The organism is Bacillus sp. FSL H8-0534 (assembly GCF_038005885.1).
Taxonomy (GTDB): domain Bacteria; phylum Bacillota; class Bacilli; order Bacillales; family Bacillaceae_G; genus Bacillus_A; species Bacillus_A pseudomycoides.
The window spans coordinates 1,208,802-1,230,036 of sequence record NZ_JBBOUC010000001.1 but is presented as its reverse complement, the minus strand read 5'-3'; the positions used below and the strand labels follow the sequence as shown (position 1 = coordinate 1,230,036).

The following is a 21,235-nucleotide window of genomic DNA, read 5'->3' as shown; positions in this document are numbered from 1 at the left end:
TTAATTACTTTATGTAAGTAACTATAATATTTAATTTGTTGTTCGTCAAGATAATGGTTTGAGTCTTTGCTTAGAAAGTGCAGTGTTTGTCATAATACAAACAATTGCATATAATACATAGTAAGAAGAATGAATAGTGATTCATTTTTTAGATATATAGATTGCTATTGTTAATAGATTATATAGATTTGGGGGCCTTCAAAATGAACATACAGGAAAGCTTTGTTACAGTGTTGGATGGATCGGAAATTTATTTGCGTAAGTGGCTGCCGGAAAGTGAAATTCGTGGAATTGTACAGATTGCACATGGTATGACGGAACATGCTGGTGTCTATACAGAATACATTGATGCCTTATTGAAGGCTGGTTATGGTGTATATGCTCATGATCACCGGGGACATGGAAAAACAGCAAAACAAGAAGAGGATTATGGCCATTTCGAACCGAATGTTGGCTGGGATCAAGCTGTTTCTGACATAATCTTTGTATCGGAACTTATTCGTAATGAACATACTTGTCCGCTCTTTTTATTAGGTCACAGTATGGGTTCTTTCTTATCTAGACGTGCTGTACAACTTCGTGGTGACCTATATGATGGATTCCTTATTTCTGGGACAGGTGGAAACCCTGGATTTTTAGGTGTACTAGGTTATAAAGTGGCAACGATTGAAATGAAGCTTCGCGGCACAAAAACGAAAAGTCCAATGTTGAACTTTTTGTCATTTGGAAACTTTAATTCCAATTTTAAACCGAATCGGACAAAGTTTGATTGGCTTTCTTCAGATACAAATCAAGTTGATAGATACATAGAAGATCCGTTATGTGGTTTTATTTGTTCAACGAGTTTTTACCGTGAATTATTTAGTGGTATGCTGGAAGTGAATAGACCAGAAGAATATAAAAAAACGCCGAAAGACCTTCCTATACATATTTTTTCCGGAGATCGTGATCCAGTGGGAGATATGGGGAAAGGCGTAAAAGAAGTATACGATATGTATAAAAATTGCGGTGTGAAAGATGTAACACTTCGCCTATATGAAAATGGAAGGCACGAAATGTTCCATGAAGTAAATAGGGATGAAGTATTTCAAGATTTGATTTCTTGGTTAGATGAACATATTATATAAAAAGAAACCTCACTTTTGTTGTAGTGAGGTTTCTTTTTGGGAATTTGGAGGGAAAGCATGAGTGAATTTGTAAATAACGAGTATATAGAAATAGATTTTCGTGATGTTGCTATAAAAGAAGAGGAATTAAAAAATTGTACATTTATAAAGTGTCGTTTTAGAGGTGTAGATGCATCAGAAATTGTAACGGAAAATTGTAATTTCATAGAATGTGACTTCACAGGCGCTCTTTTTAATGCTTCAATTCACCAGGGAAGTACGTTTGCAAATTGTAAATTTTCTGGAGCAAATTTATTTGTTTCTAAGTTTGAGGAATGTAAAATGACGGGTTCTGATTTTGAAGAGGCGAATTTAGATGGAATAACGATTGTATTTGGCGATTGGTCATATACAAATTTAAGATTTGCGAATTTAAGTAAACAAAAATTAAAGGGTATTCGCTTAGTTGAAGCGGATCTTTGTGAATGTAATTTAGAAAAAGCTGATTTACGTGATGTTGATTTAACAGGTGCACAATTAGGAAAAGCGAAGCTTATAGGTGCAGATTTAAGAGGAGCTGTAGTGGATAGAATTGACTTTAGAGCATTTGATTTACAGAATGTAAGATTGGATATAACGCAGGCGGTTGCTGTGGCGAGGTGTTATGGAGCGAAGGTAGATTAAAATGATGAGAGAACTCTTACTATGATAAAGTATCAGTAAGGGTTCTTTTTGTAATTTAAAGGAAAGGGAGAGGGGAAAATGGTAGTGAGGAAAGCATTATTAAACGAGGCAAATGAACTAAGTCATATAGCACTAGCATCAAAGGCAACTTGGGATTACAGCGAAGAATTTATACTAGCATGTAAGGAAGATTTAACGATTACGGAAGAGTATATTAAAAATCATTACGTATATATTTTAGAAAATAAAGGAGTGAAAATTGGTTTTTTTTCATTTCAACGAAAAGAAGAAGATGTTCTCGATTTTTTATATTTACATCCAAATTATAAGGGAAAGGGTTATGGTAACATTCTATGGCAAAGTGTCGTAGAAAAAGCAGTTGAATTAGGAATTAAGAGTTTTACAATTGATAGTGATCCAAATGCGAAAGGCTACTACATGAAAATGGGTGCAAAATTGATTGGAGAGACACCTTCAACAGTTTTTAAAGATCGTGTTCTGCCACTTTTGCAATATGATGTATAAAAATGAGTATACATGGGAGATGCTGAAATGGATGGTTTTGAAATCGCACAAATCTACAAGATTTTAATGAAATCTTGGTCACTTGAAACAAGTTCAAAGTGGACGATAGAAAATCCGGCAAAAGGGCAATGTGGTGTAACAGCACTTGTTATACATGATTTGTTTGGAGGGGAAATAAAAAAGACGCAAGTTGGCGAAGATTGGCACTTTTACAATGCTATAAATGGAAAGCGATATGATTTTACCGCAACACAATTTTTTGAAGAGATAGCTTATATGGATATTCCTTCTAATAGAGAAGAAGCATTTGCAGACACAAATGATAGGCAATATTATGCTTTAAAACAGAAAATGCATATCTTTATGCAATAGAATTTGTTTGAAGTGAAATATCTTTTGACTCTTAATGTCCAATGAGTTACTATAATGGTGGTAACTTTTTAAAGGGAAACATACTTTATAGAGTCGAGAGGGGAAATACTTTTGAAAACAGCTTATGTAAGCGCTACGATTGCAACGCTAAATGAACAGAATGAATTGTTTGAAAACGGATATATCATTGTAGAAGATGATAAGATTATAGAAGTACAAAATGGAGAATTTTCTAATCGAAATCAAGTGGATCAAGTGATAGATTTGAAGGGAAAGTGGCTATTTCCAGGTCTTGTGAATACGCATACACATGTTGTGATGAGTCTTTTACGTGGCATTGGTGATGATATGTTATTACAGCCGTGGCTTGAAACAAGAATTTGGCCTCTTGAAAGTCAATTTACGCCAGAGCTTGCTGTTGCTAGTACAGAACTTGGTTTATTAGAAATGGTAAAAAGCGGGACAACAACATTTTCTGATATGTTTAATCCAATCGGTGTAGATCAGGATGCGATTATGGAAACGGTTCGTAATAGTGGAATGCGAGCAGCGGTTTCAAGAACTTTATTTAGTTTTGGAACGAAAGAGGATGAAAAGAAAGCAATTCAAGATGCTGAAAAATATGTAAAACGATATTACAGTGAAAACGGCATGTTAACAACGATGGTTGCTCCTCATAGTCCATATGCATGCTCTACCGAAATGTTAGAAGAGTGTGCGAGAATCGCGGTGGAAAACCATACGATGGTTCACATCCATCTTTCAGAAACAGAGCGTGAAGTACGCGATATTGAAGCGCGATATGGCAAACGTCCTGTAGAATATGCAGCGAGCTGTGGTTTATTTAAGAGACCGACAGTTATTGCACATGGCGTTGTGTTAAATGAAGATGAGCGCGCATTCTTAGCGGAACATGACGTTCGTGTAGCACACAATCCAAATAGCAATTTAAAATTAGGGTCTGGTATAGCGAATGTTAAGGGAATGTTAGAAGCGGGAATAAAAGTTGGTATTGCAACAGATAGCGTTGCATCTAACAATAATTTAGATATGTTTGAGGAGCTTCGAGTTGCAACTTTATTGCAAAAGGGTATTCATAAAGATGCGACTGCATTACCAGTTGAAACAGCTCTTTCACTCGCAACAAAAGGAGCGGCAGAAGTCATTGGGATGAAACAAACAGGTTCCATTGAAGTAGGAAAGTGTGCTGACTTTATTACAATTGATCCATCCAATAAGCCGCATCTACAGCCAGCAGAAGAAGTGTTGTCACACCTTGTGTATGCAGCAAGTGGAAAAGATGTATCTGATGTTGTAATTAATGGGAAACATATTGTGTGGAATGGTGAATGTAAAACATTAGATGAAGAGCAAATTATTTTTGAGGCAAGTCGTTATAAACGAGGATTGGGGATGTAGTTGAAATAGAGGAATTGATAACGAACGCTTCCCTTTTTAATAAAATACAAGAGGGAAGCGTTTTTTTTGTGAATTTTATGTGAAACGAATAAATATTCAATAGAATATCACGACTTTATACTGGTCCTTCTGTTATAATGTATAACGTTTTATAATATTATTTGAATTTAAGGAGAAAAATTCATGAAGCAGAAAAAGAGCCGCTTACTAGTAATTACACTTGTCACATCTTTGATTTTATCGGCTTGTAGTAGTACAGCGAATAAAGTTAATAAAGGGGATCAAAAACAAGTGTTAAATGTAACAGTATCAGAAGAAATTCCTTCTCTTGATACAGCGAAAGTGATGGATGGTACATCATCACATGTGATGCAAAATATATTTGAAGGGTTGTATGTGCTAGATAATCAAGACAAGCCCGTACCTGGTGTGGCGAAGTCATTTGAGAAAAGTGAGGATGGGAAAAGATATACATTCCATTTGCGCAAAGATGCAAAATGGTCAAATGGGGAATCGGTAACAGCACATGATTTTACTTTTTCGTGGAAACGGACATTGAGTCCTGAAACAGCATCTCAATATGCATACATGCTATTTTATATAAAAAACGCACAAGAAATTAATAAAGGTACATTGGCTACTGATCGACTAGGAGTAAAGGCATTAGATAATTATACGCTAGAAGTACAGTTAGAGCAGCCTGTCCCTTATTTATTGCAATTATTAGCGTTGCCTATTTATTTACCACAGCATGAATCATTTGTGAAAGAACAAGGAGATCGTTATGGATTAGAACCAGATAATCTTATATATAATGGAGCGTTTGTGTTAGAAAAATGGAAGCATGAACAAGAATTTCAATTGAAGAAAAATGATACATATTGGGATAAGCGGAAAGTAAAGCTAGATGAAATAAACTTTCATATTATAAAAGATACAATGACAGCTGTAAATTTATATGAATCTGGTAGTCTTGATCGAGTACCTATTAATTCTACATTTGTAGACCAATATAAAAACAATAAGGAGCTACATGTGTCAAGTGATCCTGCTATAGCTATGCTTCGCTTTAATGAAGGGAATACTTCACTAGCAAATAAAAAACTTCGGCAATCAATTTCTTTAGCAGTAAATAAAGAAGAGCTTATAAATCACTTTATAAACAACGGTGCATCTCCTGCGCATGGCTTGATTCCAACAGGGTATAAGAATGAAGTAACCGGGAAAGATTTTCGAAAGGAAAATGGGAATATTGCTGATTACGATTTAGAAAAAGCAAAAGAACTTTGGGAAGACGCGAAAAAAGAGCTTGGTACGGAGAATGTTACAGTGGAGTTCTTGACATTTGAGCAAGATAATGCAAAACGTATAGCTGAATATATAAAAGGAGATTTAGAAAAGCATTTACAAGGTTTAACAGTGCAGATTAAACAGCAACCATTTAAGCAAAAATTACAACTAGAACAAACAGGGCAATATGATATATCTATGGTAGTATGGGGACCAGATTACAAAGATCCGATAAATTATTTAGAATTATTTACGACAAATAGCCCTAATAATAAGATGGATTACTCAAATTCTAATTATGATGATCTTATAAAGAAAGCAAAATATGATATTGTACTAGATCAACAAAAAAGATGGAAAGCCTTACAAGAGGCAGAACGAATAGTATTGGAAGATGCGGCAGTTGCTCCTCTTTATCATACTGGTTCAGCATATATACAGAAGGAGCGTATAAAGGGCATTGAGAAGCATCAATTTGGCGGTGTATACACGTATAAACATGCTTTTATAGCTGAAAAATAAAAATACTGAGGTGGAAAAGAGCTAATTGCTTGATACAGAAATATTAGCTCTTTTTTAATTGGTTTTTGAATCATTTTAAAACAAATTTAGAAAAAGCTTTTTCAAGGGAAATGTTGTATTTAAGTTTGAAAATTATATTTTAGTTAAAGTAAAGGGATTGTGTTATTCTTTTTATTAAACAGATTTTAGTAAAGAATAAACGTTTGTATCATATGGAATTCCATTTTGATACATATAATTTTGTAGAACTTCTTCTTTTTTAAACCCTAGTTTTGTTAACAATTTATTGGATGATTCATTTTCAAGAAAAACAATCGCTCCAATACGTGTTAAATGAAGTGTATGGAAACCATATGATATAACTTGAGAAACTGCTTCAGTAGCATAGCCATTTCCCCATTGCTCAGGGAAAAGTGCATAACTTATATTTGCTCTTTTATGTTCAGAAGACCAATCGTGAAAACCGATTGTTCCAATAATGCCTTTCGTCCCCTTTCGTTCAATTCCCCATTTCATACCATGTTTTTCATTGTAACTTTCTGCAAAATTTCTAATGATTTGTTTTACCTGATCTATACTTTTTAATGGATTTTGACCATAGTAACGTAATACATCTGTATTAGAAAAGCAATTTAATATACTTTGTGCATCAGATTCTGTAAGTTCTCTCAAAATGAGTCGTTCTGTTTCTAATATCGGAAACATTTTTTCACTCCTTTTTGTATAAAATTTATTTATTATTCTATATTAAAATCAGAAAAAAACAAACTTTTAAAATATTTATCGTGAAATAATTATAATGAGAACTTTAGAAACTGACTAAAAAGAAATGATAATTCTCTTTTGCTACATGTTAATATAATTTTATGGAATATATTTCAAATGATTATGGAAGAGGATGGGTTATGAAACAACAATCTATATTAATCGTAGATGATGACGCAGATATTGTTCAATTAATTGAAGTACATTTACGCCAAGAAGAGTTTCGTGTTTTAAGAGCTTACACTGGGGGAGAGGCATTAAATATTTTAGATATAAATGATATACAACTGGTTATTTTGGACATTATGATGCCTGCCATGGATGGAATTGAGGTATGCCGAAGAATAAGAGAACGGCATACTATTCCTGTTATGTTCTTAAGTGCAAAAGCGACAGATATAGATAAGGTTATTGGACTAAGCACAGGCGCAGATGATTATATAACGAAACCATTTAGTATGATGGAGCTCGTAGCACGGGTGAAGGCACAATTAAGAAGATATACATATTTCAATCATATGCCAAGCGAAGTGCATAAAAACAAAATTAAAATCAGAGGTTTGGAGATAGATGAATTATCTAGAAAAGTGATGTTGTACGAGAAAGCTATTAATCTTACAAAAACGGAATACGATATATTACATCTTATGGCTAAAAATAGAAACCGGGTATTCACATTAGAAGAAATATATGAAAGTATTTGGAGAGAAAGAGCTCATGAAAGCAATAATACTGTCATGGTTCATCTTGCAAGGTTAAGAAATAAGATAGAAGAAAATCCAAAGAAGCCAACAGTTATACAAAATGTTTGGGGAGTCGGTTATAAAATTGAAGACTAAATTATTGCAAGGGATTAGGATGAAATTTTTTCTTGTTTTTATAAGTAGCATTTTATTCTCTACTATTTGCATTATAGTATTTCAAAGTTTGGCTGGAAGTATGCATGAGGATGTTATGAGATTAGAAGAAGAATATTCTTTTATTTACTTTGTTATTTTTCTCATTTTAACTTCGCTCTTTTTTCTACTATTATCAAAGAATATGATGAAAAGATTGGAGCAAATCAATCAGGGTGTGAAACAGATAAGTAAAGGTAATTTGGAAGTACGTATACCCGTTTTGAAAAGTGATGAGATTGGAAAGTTAGCGACCGATATTAATGGGATGGTAAAAAGTTTAAAGGAGTCGATTGAAAAAGAAAAACAATCACAAGAAATGAAAAATGAAATGATTCATAACATCTCTCATGACTTACGAACACCTGTAACATCTTTAATAGGTTATGTTGATTTAGTGGAAAGTAAGCTTCATTCCAACATAGAGGAATGCGATCAGTATGTAGCGGTATTAAAGCGAAAAAGTGATGAGTTAAAAAATCAAATAGATGATCTACTAGAATATTGTCATATAAACTATAAGGAACGTCAGTTACATAAAGAAATAGTAGAAGTTAAACCATTAATAGAACAAATCATGATTGATTTTGTACCGCAATTAGATGAGGAAAAGATGCATTTTGACATTGAGTGTAAACAAACTGTACAAATTGAAGTAGATATAAAATTAATCATAAGGCTAATGCAAAATGTAATCAGTAATAGTATTTTATATGGGAAGTCTGGAAAGAAAATCGTTATTGAAGTGTTAGTTGAAAACGTGAATGCCCAAATAAAAATAAAGAATTATGGACCACGCATTTCAGACGAAGACATTCCGTATGTATTTGAAAAATTTTATCGTGGAGAAAAGTCAAGGAATGCTCATACTGGTGGAAAAGGAATGGGGCTTGCTATCGCTAAAAGTATTGCTCACATCCATGAAGGTGATCTAACAGTGGATAGTAATAAAGAAGAGACAACATTTACTATCATTTTACCAAGATATAAAAGGAAATCGTAAGAAAGTCGTAAGTATTTCTTTCATATGTCGTAAAGTCTGTTCTGTATCATAGCGAATGAAGATATGGAAACGGAGGATATAATATGTGGAAGAAAATTATACTTACTATTTTTGTTGCAATTTTGTTGATAGGTTGGAGCTTAATTTATTTAGCTAGGGGCATTGTATCTATCTTTGCTTGGTGGGGAATACAAGCTTTTAGTTTCTTTTCTATCGTAATTTTTATCATCACAATGACTACAATTATTTGGATTTTGTTTTCTAGAAGACGTATAGATAAAACAATTATTTTTATTTTGATTCTATCTGTAGCTGGAGCTTGGCCAGCAGGATGGTTTGTTGGAATAGGACAAATTGCTTATCCGGCAGATGTTCATTCTGCAACTCCAAAAGCAACGATTCGTCTTCCATTGAATCAAACTGCATTAGTAGGATGGGGAGGAAATCGACTTGAAACGAATTATCACGCCTGGGCACCAAATCAACGTTGGGCATATGATTTTCTCGTTCCACCAGCGGGAATAAAAAGCTCAAAATTAGAAGATTACGGTATATATGGGGCAGAGGTAGTAGCTCCGGCTTCTGGAACAGTTATATCGATTAATACTGATGAACCTGATTTGAAACCAGGAACTGATGATTTTGATTCTATGGCTGGTAATCACATATATTTACGCTTAGATGAAACAGGAACATACCTTATCCTTGCTCATTTGAAGAGAGGATCGGTACTTGTGAAAGAAGGACAACACATAAACGAAGGAACAGTGGTTGCGAAAGTTGGAAACTCAGGAAATTCCAGTGAGCCACATTTACATATTCATCATCAATGGCAAGATCCATCCAAGACGAGCATGTTTCTTTCGGAAGGCTTACCATTATATTTTCGGGATATTGATGGGCACGCTATGCCAGAAGGTGGTATTCGTGTGAAAAATGGAAATGCGGTACCAATAGGTGATGTGATTTCACCTTTAACCTAAAATAAATCCCCTTTGTTTAAGCAAAGGGGATTTATCATGGCATCTTATAAAATAAAAATCAAAAACATAATAGCTTTATTGTCCAGTAAATGTTTGATACAGTAAGAAAATATTTAAAGCGATAACTAGAGCCGCGATTAACCAGGCAATTGCGCTTGTAATACGATGATTAACTAGCACGCCCATAATTTTTTTGCTACTTGTAAACATAATAAGAGGTACTAATGCAAACGCGATTCCAAATGATAATACAACTTGACTCATAACAAGAGCGTAAGTTGGATTCACACCTAAAGCGATAATAACAAGAGGCGGAATCATTGTAATAAAGCGTCTTACATATAAAGGAATATGCATGCGGATAAATCCTTGCATAATAATATCACCAGACATTGTACCGACGGAAGAACTAGATAAACCAGCAGCCAACAATCCAATTCCGAAAAGGCTGGCTGATACAGGTCCAACTAAATTGCTAAATTCATTAAAAGCAACGTCTAAATCTTTAACATGTAATCCGTTTTTGAAGAACAGGGCAGCTGCTACGATTAGCATACTTGCATTAATTGCTCCAGCAATCACCATTGCAATAATGATATCAATGAATTCAAAGCGAAAAATCTTTTTGCGCTGTTCATCTGTTGTTCCAACTACGCGGCGCTGCGTTAAAGCAGAATGTAGATAAATTGCATGTGGCATTACTGTTGCACCTAAAATCCCAGCTGCAAGTAAAATACTATCTACACCCTGAAATTTAGGAATAAATAGTCCCGAAAGAAGGGGACTTAGCTCTGGTTTCGCATAAAACATTTGTACACCAAATGCAACAACAACAATAAAGACCATCCCTGTAATAACAGCTTCTAATGGGCGGAAGCCTCTGCGCTGAAATTCAAGAATAATGAATGATCCGATTGCTGTGATTAAAGCAGCAGGTAACATTGGAATGCCAAATAGCAAATATAATCCTAAAGCAGCACCGATAAACTCGGCTAAATCAGTAGCCATAATAACGAGTTCACCCTGTATCCATAAACCAATTGAAACGGGTTTTGGGAAATGTTCGCGAGCAACTTCTGGAAGGTTTTTACCAGTAGCAATCCCGAGTTTCGCTGATAGAGACTGAATTAAAACGGCCATTAAATTGGAAGCGAGAATTACCCAAAGTAGTAAATAACCATATTGTGATCCAGCTGCAATATTTGTAGCGAAGTTCCCTGGATCAATATAAGCAACAGATGCGATGAATGCAGGTCCTAGAAAAGGTAATAATTTTTTAAGTCCCTTAGTTTCACCACTTAAAGCTAGATGAGCAGATTGAACGGTTGTACTTTGAGAAGGGACGTGTTCATCTTTTGTTATATTTTTATTCATAGTAGTTTTCCCCTTTAGTTTCTTAGCATGATGCAATTATTGTATTTATTCTTACTATCTATTTCAATACATTTAGATGTTTTAGTTGATTTTTTTATTTGAACACAAATGTTTCCTTAATGCAAATTATATGACTGTGTACAATAAAAGGTGTACTTGAAATAACTATGTAATAAAAATAAATAAATAGCTAACATACAGTTATAACTTTTGGGATTGTAGGAAAATTAACCTATAATATGGAATGGAAAAGGCTGTTTTTTAATTGTAAAACAGGGATTACAGCATATTAATTGCTGGAAACCAATTTGTATGTTATATAATATATTGGGATTACATCACAACTCTATTGGATTGTGATGTAATCTCGTTTTTCATTTGCGTTAACTTATAGGAAAACATTGTAAATAGGAGAAAGTTATTTGAGCAATAGTTAACATATCTTTTCTTATTCTTATATGTTCCGATATGATCGTTAACTTATACATGATTTTAAAATATCGAATTAGATAGGTGGTAAAAATAAAATGTCAAATACAAAACCATACAGAGTGTTACTGTACTACATGTACACTACAATTGAGAATCCGGAAGAATTTGCTGCTCAGCATTTAGAATTTTGTAATTCACTTGAGTTAAAAGGAAGAATTCTTGTAGCAGAAGAGGGGATTAACGGAACTGCTTCAGGTACTGTTGAACAAACAGAGGAATATATGGAAGCAATGAAGAACGATTCACGTTTTGATGGAATCGTGTTTAAAGTGGATGAAGCTGATGAACATGCGTTCAAAAAAATGCATGTGCGCCCTCGTTCAGAGCTTGTTACACTTCGTTTAGAAGATGATATCAATCCGAAAGAAACAACAGGTAAGTATTTAGAACCAAAAGAGTTTTGTGAAGCAATGAAGGAAGAAAATACAGTTATCATAGATGCAAGAAATGATTATGAATATGAGCTAGGGCATTTTAGAGGCGCGATTAAACCTGATATTAAATCATTCCGCGAACTACCAGATTGGATTGATGAAAATAAGGAAATGTTCGAAGGTAAAAAGATTTTAACATATTGTACAGGTGGTATTCGCTGTGAGAAGTTTTCAGGCTGGTTAGTGCGTGAAGGCTTTGAGGATGTAAGTCAGCTTCACGGCGGAATTGTAACGTACGGAAAAGACCCTGAAGTGCAAGGTGAACTATGGGATGGACAATGTTACGTATTCGATGAGCGTATTGGTGTACCAGTAAACCAAAAAGAACATGTTATTGTTGGGAAAGACCACTTTACAAAAGAACCATGTGAGCGCTATGTAAATTGTGCAAATCCAGAATGTAACAAACAAATCTTATGCTCGGAAGAAAATGAAGAGAAATATTTACGTGCATGTTCACATGAATGCCGTGTACACCCGCGCAATCGTTATGTAAAAGAGCATGAATTAACAGAAGAGCAAGTGGCTATCGCATTAGAAAAAATTGAAGAAGAAAATAAAGTGAAATTAGGATAATCGTTCACTTTCATAAAAAACGGATCTTATCGTCAAAGAGAGGATCCGTTTTTTTATCGTTTTAACCGAGAAGCCCCTCTCCTCTAATAGAAGTGAAGGGGAGGGTAGTTCACTTCTATTTAGATAATGAAAAAAATTACACATTGCTTGTTTGCAGCAGCTTGCTTATATAAATCCTTAATTTCTAAAAAGTAACTATAGATATATTCTAATATTTCATCCGGGTCATCATCTTCAACAAGTGGATAAAGCTGTTCATCCATTAATTCTTGAAAGTTGTACATGTTGTTGAAATCAGATTCGCTTAAATCTTTTATTGCAGAATAGACCTCTTCGACTTCACTAGTTGTAAGATAAAATGTACCGAGAGAATCGTTATCTATGATGGAATCATTAAGCGGTACGACATGTCCAAGCGGTGGTTCGCCTCCGCCAATCTCACCACATAAAGTAAAATGAAGTAACTGCCATGACTTATCGATATCTAAATCAGATTCTCTAAAATAAATGTCTAACTCGTTATTGTTGATTTTACTTAATTCCTCATCTGTAACTAATAGATACTGTCCAATCATCCCCATAATAGCCAGCTCCTCTAAAGATTTTGAATTTAGTATATCATATTTTATGTAGGTGTTTTTTTGGGATGGAAGAGGATTTTAACTTATTTATAAGATATGAGAAAATATAGATTACTTCTGGTGAATCAAAACAAGGGAAATGTTTAAATAAAAGAGTAGGCCATAAAAATTTGTGGCCTACTCTTTTTATAATCATTCATTTAGATGTTAAAACGTAATTGTTAAAAGGAGGTTTCTGCGTTTTTTCTTCTTGAAATTTTGATTTTTATGGTGGAAGTAAAGCTTTCGTATTATTGATATTCGCTAAAAAGAAGAGAAGCTACTTACTCTTGTTATAATCAGATCTTGTTAAACCATAAACAACAGTATCTTCATACACTCCCCAATACAAACAACTTTGTTTAAATGTTCCCTCATGTTTCAAGCCTAATTTTTGCATGACTTTAGAAGAAGCAGGATTTTTAGTAAAAGCATCAGCATAAATACGATTTAGCTGTAATTCTTCAAATGCATATGTAACGATGACCTGACCGACTTCTGTACAGTATCCTTTACCCCAATAGGATTTACCCAGCCAGTATCCTAGTTCTCCTTTATTGTGTTTTTTGTTAATAAAAAGGTAAATACAACCGATGAGCATATTTTGCTCATTAACCATTGCAAAGTGAAAACTGTCTCCCTTATCCATAGCTGTATGAGTAGAGGTAATCCACTCTTCTGCCCAGCCATCTGGATAAGGGTGAGGAATAATTGTAGTAGTTTTCGCAACCTCTTTATCGCCTGCTAATTCTTGAACTCTCGGAGCATCATCTAATTCAAATGGGCGTATTGTTAATCTTTTAGATAAGAACATTGGATATTGCATTTCTTCTCATCCTTTCTAACTATACAAGTCTTTACTAAGTCTATAATACATAATTTTAAAATAAAACCTTATTAAAAAGTTGAATCTTCTGTTTAATTGATGAGTCAGATGTATAATATAGTTATGTTACAAGGAAGTAAAATTTTCATGTTTGGAAAAGGGGAGTTCTATATGCGTATTTTAGTACTAGGAGCTGGAGGAGTCGGAGGGTATTTTGGAGGCCGTTTAGTAGAAAAAGGGGAAGACGTTACTTTTCTCGTTCGTAGTGGACGAAAACAACAGCTTGAGAAAAATGGTCTTGTTATTCGTAGCATAAATGGAGATTTCTCCTTTATACCACAATTAATCACAAAAACTGAATCCGCAGATCCATTCGATTTAATTTTATTTTCAACAAAAACTTATCATTTAGAAGAAGCAATAAACGATTTGAAGCCATTTGTTGGTGAGAACACAATTATTATACCACTACTAAATGGTATAGCTCATCTATCTGTATTACAACGGGTATTTGGTGAGGATAAAGTTATTGGAGGTTTGTGTTTTATTGAAACAACATTAAACGGTGAGGGAGATGTTGTTCAAACTAGCTCTGCTGACCGACTTGTATTTGGGGAAATTAAACATCTACATACAGAGCGAATATATGAGATTGCCGATGCATTAAAGGGTACAAAAGCAAGTTTTGTTTTGAGTAATCATATCGTGCAAGATATGTGGCATAAATATTTATTTATTACTGTTATGTCAGGTGTGACTACGCTAATGCGCGCACCAATAGGACCAATCCGTGAAAGTGATGGGGGACGGGACTTGATTCGGAATTTATTTGAAGAAGCAGCACAGATTATGAAAGCATCTGGAGCCCCAATTCAGGATAATATTGTTGACGAACATATGAAGACGATCGATAAGATTTCATATGATATGAAATCTTCTATGCAGCGGGATATGGAGAAAGATTCACCTATCGAGGGGGAGTACTTACAAGGATATTTGTTAAAATTAGCAAAACAATTTCATATAGATGCGCCATTGCTAAAAATTATTTATCAAAATTTAAAAGTTTATGAAGAGATGCTGTAAGCGAACATTCCAACAGTCTATAGAGAGATTCGTAGACCTGCTGGTGTGACGGGTTTTCGAGGAGACATTTCCAAGTGAGTTACTGTAAATGAGATATAATTGGCTTGTTGTCTCTTGAAACAAGCTACAGCATAAGGAGAGGTGATTACATTGATTAAATTTGTCCAAGTTATGTTCGGTAAACCTTGCAAAAAAGGTGATACGTTCCAAATTAAATTTGCACGTTTTGTTTATTGGAGTGCAATTGTAGGCTACTTTTTTGCGGGGATTCTTTTTGGGATAGCTTCACTTTTTAATAAAATATTCATTCCATCCCTTGTAGGCTCTTTGTTGTTTCCGTTTATATTTAGATTGGTTTATTATGTGAATTTAAAAATGAATGGTCTCGAAAAAGAAGGTGGATATAAAAAAGTACAAATCAGGTAATTGTATATGAACATTCAATATTTTATCCCGCTATTCGCCGATAGTAAGACTCTCACCTTAAAGTTCAACGAAAGGTTGGTTTATAAAAGCGGCTGTGTCACAAGACTCTGCTGATAAATGGCGTGCTGAGGTAACACCAGTAACAGGAAAATGCTTAATAGAAGCGCAACGTATTACAGCTGGATATATCCATTTATGGTTTGATACGTACGTGAATCAATAAGAATTGAACTACCCCCACCTTCACTTCGTTTAGAGGAGGGAGTCTTCTCGGTTAAAATGATAAACTTACACATGACACAACTTAATAGAAAGAGAGGAGCTCTTACCAGAAAGGCCCTCTCTTTCTATTAAGTTCATTCGATCAATCTGTGTATTACAATCATGTTTGGTATACCAATTGTCTGTACAACAAGGATGTCTTTATTAAGATACGGCAACGATTCTAGGAATAATCCACCATATCTAAAAATTTTCCCATTTATGTTTCGAATTTGCTGGTATTTTTACACTATCATCAGCTTCTAATAGATATTGTTCTTCATTTTTTTAAATTAAATTATCCATAATATTTAAAATGAAAAAATTTCTTCTTCTAAACTATAGAAAAGAAACTTTTTACTTTTGAGATGTTTTTATTTTTAAATTTCTGGTGATACGGTGGTACCTAAAAAGATAAATAAGAATATTAGTTTTCGAGAGTAGATATAGGAAGATTTACATTGATTGTCGTTCCTTTACCTACCTCACTTTCAATAAGTATCTTTCCTTGGTGCTTTTCGATCATTTTATAACAGATCATTAATCCTAAACCGACACCATCTTCTTTAATACTATAAAATGGCTCTCCTAGATAAGGTATACGATCTTTTTCAATTCCGCATCCGTAATCAGTAAATCGAATGTTTACCTGGTTTTTATCAGGTATATATTCGATTTGAATCAAGACTTCCCCTCCCATTGCTGTCGCTTCAATCGCATTTTTTAAGATATTTATAAAAACTTGCTTTAATTGATTTCCTTCACAAAGGATGAATGAAGTATCAGATGTAAACTCAGTTGTAATTTGTATGTTGTTCATCATTGCTTGAGGCTGAAGTATCATTACAACTTGTTTCATTAATACATTAAGATCATTTGTTTTAATTTCTAACGCCTGAGGCTTTGCTAGTGCCATAAATTCATTTGTAATACTTTCTATTCGCTCAATCTCTGATAACACGATATCTATATAATGTTCATTTTTCTTATTTTCCGATGATTTTAGTAAATGCATGAATCCTTTCATTGCTGTTAAAGGATTGTTAATTTCATGGGCAATTGCAGTGGCTAATTGACCAACTACAGCAAGTTTCTCTGATTTTCGTAATAATTCCTCTGTTTTTAACCGCTCAGTGATATCTCGAGAGATACTCAAGAAAACGTTTTTGCCATTCAAGTTAAAAACACGGACACCAAACTCAGTTGTTATTGTTTTTCCTGTTGGAAAAACAAATTCATCTTGCAAAGTGAAAGAAGTTTGCCCTTCTCTAATTTTTTTTATTACTCTTTTGACCATTGGAGAATCTGGCGGAACGGTACTAGGAAATGGCATTGAGAGAAGCTTCTCTCTACTATATCCAAATCTTTTACACCCAACAGGATTTACCTCTATAAATCCTGTTGGAAATTGATCCTCATTCAGCTCTACTACATATACTGCGTCAGTTGCTTGTTCGATTAGTGCACGGTATTTCATTTCACTGTCTTTTAATTGTTGATGTAATCGATGGAGTTCTCTTTCTGCTTGTTTCCTTTCAGAAATGTCTCTACAAATTCCTGATAAAGCAATTACATTGCCCCTTAAATCTAGAATGGGTGAAACCGTCAAGCTTACATCAATTAGAGTTTTATCTTTTCTTTGTCTAACTGTTTCTAACCTAGTAATAACAGGGTCTTGTATATTGGTATTTTTAATATTTTTTATAAATTCTAAAGTTTCATTCATTAAAAAATCAGGTATGCAAGGTAATTTTTTTCCCAAGATTTCTTTTTCTGACCATCCAAATATCTTTTCATAAGCTTTATTGGCTTGTATCATATGTCCATCTAAATCAAATATAGTGATAGCATCTACGTTATGATTAATAAATGATTCCAGCCGATCTTTCGTCACCTTTAGTTCATCTTCCGCATTTTTTCTTTTCGTTATATCAACAGTAGAACCAACTACCTCAATAACTGTTCCTTCTCGTTTAACAGGCCTAAGAGAGAAAAGTATAATAGTCTCATCATTGGGCCATGGCAGTTCGAAACTGACTTCTTCACCATCCCATGCCTGTTGATAATATTTTAGTAGTCGAGGAAGTAAATGAAATGAAATAATGGAAGAATCTATGGTAAGTAAACTTCTTCCTACCACTTGTTCTGAGTGAAACCCATGTTGATAAAATAACTGCCCATCACACATAGTATGAATAAAATTTCCATTTACTTTTTTAAATTTAAAAATACCTCCTTGCAATTCATGTACGGTATCCCTTAATTCTTGCTTGGATTCTAGTAATGTTTCATTCGCTTTAGTTAAATTTTGTGTTAAACAATATAATTTTTGATAGGACTCCATAAGAAAAATACAGATCAATAGTCCAGAAGATATAAATAATGTACCTTGAATGTCAAAAAGTATAAGAGGTATAGAAGGAAAAAAGAATCCGAATACCAAATGGATCATAGCTATATAAACAGCTAGATAGAGAAAGACTCTCTTAAAGGGATGAAGCTCCTTGAGATAAGTTTCAAAAATAGTATATATAGTAGCTATTCCTAAAGAAACAATCAAAGATGGTCCCCAATTACCACCAAGATAGAAAATGCGCATAATTATAATAAATGTTATTGTAATCCAACCGGCCGTACGACCAAAATAAATGTACGAAATTATAAGAGGAGCCATTCGGAGATCATAAAACAATCCCATGTGCTTAAAATTAAAGACCATCAGAATAGCAGCTATGATACCGGCAACTACTCCTCCGTATAGCCGGTTTAATTTAGAATTAATATTCAAAATCAACACCCGAATGAATATAGCTGAGCTAACTAGGAAAGCAAAAATAGATAGATTAATGAAGAATCCTTTGAAAATCATGTAATATTCCTCCTCCCATTGAATATATTCGACAAAAAGTAAGGAAATCCTACAAATAAAACGGGTTTTAGATTTAATATTTCGAACAATAAGAGTATTAATAGGGGAACTGATAGAAGTAATCGATGGGTCTAGATATATGTATACTGTAGTTGAAAAAAGGTGAAGTCTATTCATTAATAGATAGCGTATATATAAATAATTTGATTGTGGTGCAAAAACTTCAAAAGCTAATTTTATATGATGCATTATATTCATTCACGAAGTAATACCCTATATAATCATCACAATTTTTCTATTTCTAAAAATTTAAGCCATTGTTTAAAAATTTTTGTTTACTTTTTCTAAATAAGGGAGTATGATAATCGACAGTTTCGAATTTCTAAATCGCTGAAACCTGATGGTACGGGGGAACCGTTTTTATGGATTGATACATAATCCAAGGGGTGAATCCTTGCAAAAGAGGTAGGGCTACTCACAGGCCCGAATCCGACAGCTAACCTCGTAAGCGTTATATGAGAAGGAAGGTGGAGCTTGTGCGACAAAAAAATTAATGTCTACAAGTCTATTTGTTATGGCTTGTAGACATTTTTTGTTTTCTGAAAAATAGCGTATTAATTTGACTAAAAGAGAAATGTACGTACAAAGTTATTGGAGAGTGGACAGCAGTGGTTTCAACTATAAAGAGGTTTTTAATTGGAAGACCCTTAAAATCAACCGAATTAGGAGAGCAAAAGCTTAATAAAACGAAAGCGTTAGCGATTCTATCTTCTGACGCATTATCATCGGTTGCCTATGGTCCGGAGCAAATATTGATTGCTCTATCTACGGTGGGGGCGTTAGCATTTTGGTATTCTATTCCAATCGCAATAGGAGTCTTAGTTTTGCTAACAGCTCTAATTTTGTCTTATAGACAAATTATTTTTGCCTATCCTCATGGCGGGGGAGCATATGTAGTATCAAAAGAAAATTTAGGTGTTAATCCAGGATTAATAGCTGGAGGTTCCTTATTAGTAGACTACATTTTAACGGTGGCAGTAAGTGTATCTGCAGGTACAGATGCTATTACATCTGCTTTTCCTAGCTTACATGCTCATAATGTAATTATTGCTATTATCTTTGTATTATTTATTACAATTTTGAACTTAAGAGGAGTAACGGAATCAGCTTCTATTTTAGCTTATCCCGTTTATTTATTTGTTTTAGCGTTATTTATATTAATCGGTGTAGGTATATACAACATTGTAACAGGTGAAGTCTCACCTAATTTGCATACACCAATTGGTACACCAGTAGCAGGGGTTAGTTTGTTTTTACTTTTAAAAGCATTTGCATCAGGTAGTTCTGCTTTGACAGGTGTTGAAGCCATTTCCAATGCGATTCCAAACTTTAAAGATCCGGCTCCTAAAAATGCTGCTAAAACGTTACTTGCGATGGGCTCCTTACTTGCAGTGTTATTTTCAGGAATCGTATATTTAGCTTACTATTATGGTATTACTCCAAGTGGAGAGGTAACAGTTGTTTCACAAATTGCCGAAGAAACATTTGGACGGAACTTCATGTATTTCTTTATTCAAGGAACAACAGCGTTGATATTAATACTTGCTGCTAATACTGGTTATTCTGCTTTTCCTTTATTAGCAGTTAATCTTGCAAAAGATAAGTTTATACCTAGAATGTTTACAGTTAGAGGAGACCGATTAGGGTATTCAAATGGAATTATCATACTTGGAATTGCTTCAATTCTTTTAATTATTGCTTTCCAAGGGCAAACAGAACATCTCATTCCACTTTATGCAGTAGGCGTGTTTATTCCATTTACGTTGTCCCAGTCTGGAATGGTGGTAAAATGGATTCGTGAAAAGCCTCAAGGATGGATTTTAAAATTAACGATTAATTTAACGGGTGCTATTATTAGTTTTATAGTTATGAGTATGTTCTTTTTAACTAAGTTTTCACAAGTTTGGACAGTCTTAATTTTCTTACCTGTCATTATTATTGTTTTTCATCGAATTAGAAAGCATTATGAAGCGGTAGGTGATCAATTAAGTCTTAAAACTTGTGAACCAATTGTGCCGATTGAAGGGAATGTCATAATTGTTCCTGTTGCTGGGATGACTCATGTAGTAGAGAATTCATTAAATTATGCTAAATCCCTTTCACCAGATCAGGTCATAGCTGTTTACGTTTCTTTTGAAAGAGAAGATGAGAAGAAGTTTGAAGAAAAATGGAAGAAATGGCAGCCTGAGGTTAGACTGGTGACACTACACTCTCATTACAGAAGTATTATTCAGCCGCTAACCAAATTTATTGATACAGTTCAATATAAAGCGAGCGAATCAAATTATCGGGTTACTGTAGTAATACCGCAATTTATTCCTAAGAAAGGCTGGCACAATATTCTTCATAACCAGTCTAGCTTATTGATTCGTGCATTCTTGCTCTATAAGAGAAATGTAGTTATTACGACTGTACCGTATCATTTGAAAAAATAAAGATTATAGAACAAGCAATTTCTAAGGTAGCTTTACTTATGTAGAGCTACCTTTTTATACAAATAGGTTTTATATCTTATCTTTGTGTATCCAATCCTTATGTTAAATTTGGTATTTCGAAACTTTTTACCACTCCAAAAGTTATTCTTTCTAACCTTGTTAAAATTCCTATCCATTTACTTTCACCAATTCTTTGAACGACCCTGGTTTT

18 protein-coding genes, 1 pseudogene and 1 riboswitch are annotated in these 21,235 nt (G+C 34.0%); of the genes and pseudogenes, 14 read left to right on the top strand and 5 right to left on the bottom strand.

Annotation, left to right across the window (positions count from 1 at the left end; all coding sequences use genetic code 11):
• Positions 1-203: 203 nt before the first annotated feature.
• From MHH71_RS06380 to MHH71_RS06355, 6 genes are all read left to right on the top strand, one after another.
• Positions 204-1,127, top strand: a complete 924-nt coding sequence (locus tag MHH71_RS06380) for an alpha/beta hydrolase (protein ID WP_006094492.1) — start codon at positions 204-206, stop codon at positions 1,125-1,127.
• A 57-nt stretch (positions 1,128-1,184) separates the two neighbouring features.
• Positions 1,185-1,790, top strand: a complete 606-nt coding sequence (locus MHH71_RS06375) for a pentapeptide repeat-containing protein (RefSeq protein ID WP_018781419.1) — start codon at positions 1,185-1,187, stop codon at positions 1,788-1,790.
• Between the two features lie 78 nt (positions 1,791-1,868).
• Entirely contained in the window at positions 1,869-2,315 is a 447-nt protein-coding gene (locus tag MHH71_RS06370) for a GNAT family N-acetyltransferase (RefSeq protein ID WP_006094493.1), read from the top strand.
• Between the two features lie 27 nt (positions 2,316-2,342).
• Entirely contained in the window at positions 2,343-2,687 is a 345-nt protein-coding gene (locus tag MHH71_RS06365; RefSeq protein ID WP_018781418.1) for a YunG family protein, read from the top strand.
• Between the two features lie 111 nt (positions 2,688-2,798).
• Positions 2,799-4,106 (top strand): bifunctional S-methyl-5'-thioadenosine deaminase/S-adenosylhomocysteine deaminase, encoded by a 1,308-nt coding sequence (locus MHH71_RS06360; protein WP_006094495.1) that lies wholly within the window; start codon positions 2,799-2,801, stop codon positions 4,104-4,106.
• A 183-nt stretch (positions 4,107-4,289) separates the two neighbouring features.
• Positions 4,290-5,918, top strand: coding sequence for a peptide ABC transporter substrate-binding protein (locus tag MHH71_RS06355; RefSeq protein WP_006094496.1), 1,629 nt, complete (start codon positions 4,290-4,292; stop codon positions 5,916-5,918).
• Positions 5,919-6,092: 174 nt separating this feature from the next.
• Here the strand turns inward: MHH71_RS06355 and MHH71_RS06350 are convergent, their stop codons facing one another.
• A complete protein-coding gene (locus MHH71_RS06350; RefSeq protein WP_006094497.1) occupies positions 6,093-6,623 on the bottom strand; it encodes a GNAT family N-acetyltransferase in 531 nt (176 codons plus the stop codon).
• Positions 6,624-6,823: 200 nt separating this feature from the next.
• On the opposite strand from MHH71_RS06350, the gene MHH71_RS06345 reads away from it, so the two are divergent.
• The 3 genes from MHH71_RS06345 (at position 6,824) to MHH71_RS06335 (ending at position 9,565) form a co-directional block, all read left to right on the top strand.
• A complete protein-coding gene (locus tag MHH71_RS06345; protein ID WP_033798816.1) occupies positions 6,824-7,522 on the top strand; it encodes a response regulator transcription factor in 699 nt (232 codons plus the stop codon).
• Positions 7,488-8,582: a sensor histidine kinase gene (locus MHH71_RS06340; RefSeq protein ID WP_167535673.1), complete on the top strand. Its 1,095-nt coding sequence runs from the start codon at positions 7,488-7,490 to the stop codon at positions 8,580-8,582. The genes MHH71_RS06345 and MHH71_RS06340 overlap by 35 nt, the downstream gene beginning before the upstream one ends.
• An 83-nt stretch (positions 8,583-8,665) precedes the next feature.
• A complete protein-coding gene (locus MHH71_RS06335; protein ID WP_006094500.1) occupies positions 8,666-9,565 on the top strand; it encodes a M23 family metallopeptidase in 900 nt (299 codons plus the stop codon).
• Positions 9,566-9,640: 75 nt separating this feature from the next.
• Here the strand turns inward: MHH71_RS06335 and MHH71_RS06330 are convergent, their stop codons facing one another.
• The gene (locus MHH71_RS06330) at positions 9,641-10,939 is read right to left on the bottom strand and encodes an Nramp family divalent metal transporter (RefSeq protein WP_006094501.1); all 1,299 of its coding nucleotides are present in this window, start codon (positions 10,937-10,939) and stop codon (positions 9,641-9,643) included.
• A gap of 527 nt (positions 10,940-11,466) precedes the next feature.
• Here MHH71_RS06330 and trhO point away from each other — a divergent pair.
• Positions 11,467-12,441, top strand: a complete 975-nt coding sequence (trhO, locus tag MHH71_RS06325; RefSeq protein WP_018781412.1) for an oxygen-dependent tRNA uridine(34) hydroxylase TrhO — start codon at positions 11,467-11,469, stop codon at positions 12,439-12,441.
• A 119-nt stretch (positions 12,442-12,560) separates the two neighbouring features.
• Here the strand turns inward: trhO and MHH71_RS06320 are convergent, their stop codons facing one another.
• Positions 12,561-13,022, bottom strand: a complete 462-nt coding sequence (locus MHH71_RS06320; protein ID WP_006094503.1) for a YfbM family protein — start codon at positions 13,020-13,022, stop codon at positions 12,561-12,563.
• Positions 13,023-13,341: 319 nt separating this feature from the next.
• Positions 13,342-13,887, bottom strand: coding sequence for a GNAT family N-acetyltransferase (locus tag MHH71_RS06315; protein ID WP_006094504.1), 546 nt, complete (start codon positions 13,885-13,887; stop codon positions 13,342-13,344).
• A 171-nt stretch (positions 13,888-14,058) separates the two neighbouring features.
• On the opposite strand from MHH71_RS06315, the gene panE reads away from it, so the two are divergent.
• From panE to MHH71_RS06300, 3 genes and pseudogenes are all read left to right on the top strand, one after another.
• Positions 14,059-14,973 carry a 2-dehydropantoate 2-reductase gene (panE, locus tag MHH71_RS06310; RefSeq protein WP_033799639.1) on the top strand — a complete coding sequence of 305 codons (915 nt, stop codon included), beginning with the start codon at positions 14,059-14,061 and terminating at the stop codon, positions 14,971-14,973.
• A 150-nt stretch (positions 14,974-15,123) separates the two neighbouring features.
• On the top strand, positions 15,124-15,399 hold the full coding sequence (locus MHH71_RS06305) for a hypothetical protein (RefSeq protein WP_033798818.1): 276 nt from the start codon (positions 15,124-15,126) through the stop codon (positions 15,397-15,399).
• Positions 15,400-15,463: 64 nt separating this feature from the next.
• Positions 15,464-15,622, top strand: a pseudogene (locus tag MHH71_RS06300) (phospholipase); the annotation flags it as partial.
• A 465-nt stretch (positions 15,623-16,087) separates the two neighbouring features.
• On the opposite strand, the gene MHH71_RS06295 reads toward MHH71_RS06300, so the two are convergent.
• A complete protein-coding gene (locus MHH71_RS06295) occupies positions 16,088-18,529 on the bottom strand; it encodes a PAS domain S-box protein (RefSeq protein ID WP_033798819.1) in 2,442 nt (813 codons plus the stop codon).
• A gap of 378 nt (positions 18,530-18,907) precedes the next feature.
• Positions 18,908-19,056, top strand: a riboswitch (cyclic di-AMP (ydaO/yuaA leader).
• Positions 19,057-19,197: 141 nt separating this feature from the next.
• Here MHH71_RS06295 and MHH71_RS06290 point away from each other — a divergent pair.
• The gene (locus MHH71_RS06290) at positions 19,198-21,024 is read left to right on the top strand and encodes an APC family permease (protein ID WP_003196822.1); all 1,827 of its coding nucleotides are present in this window, start codon (positions 19,198-19,200) and stop codon (positions 21,022-21,024) included.
• Positions 21,025-21,235: the final 211 nt, after the last annotated feature.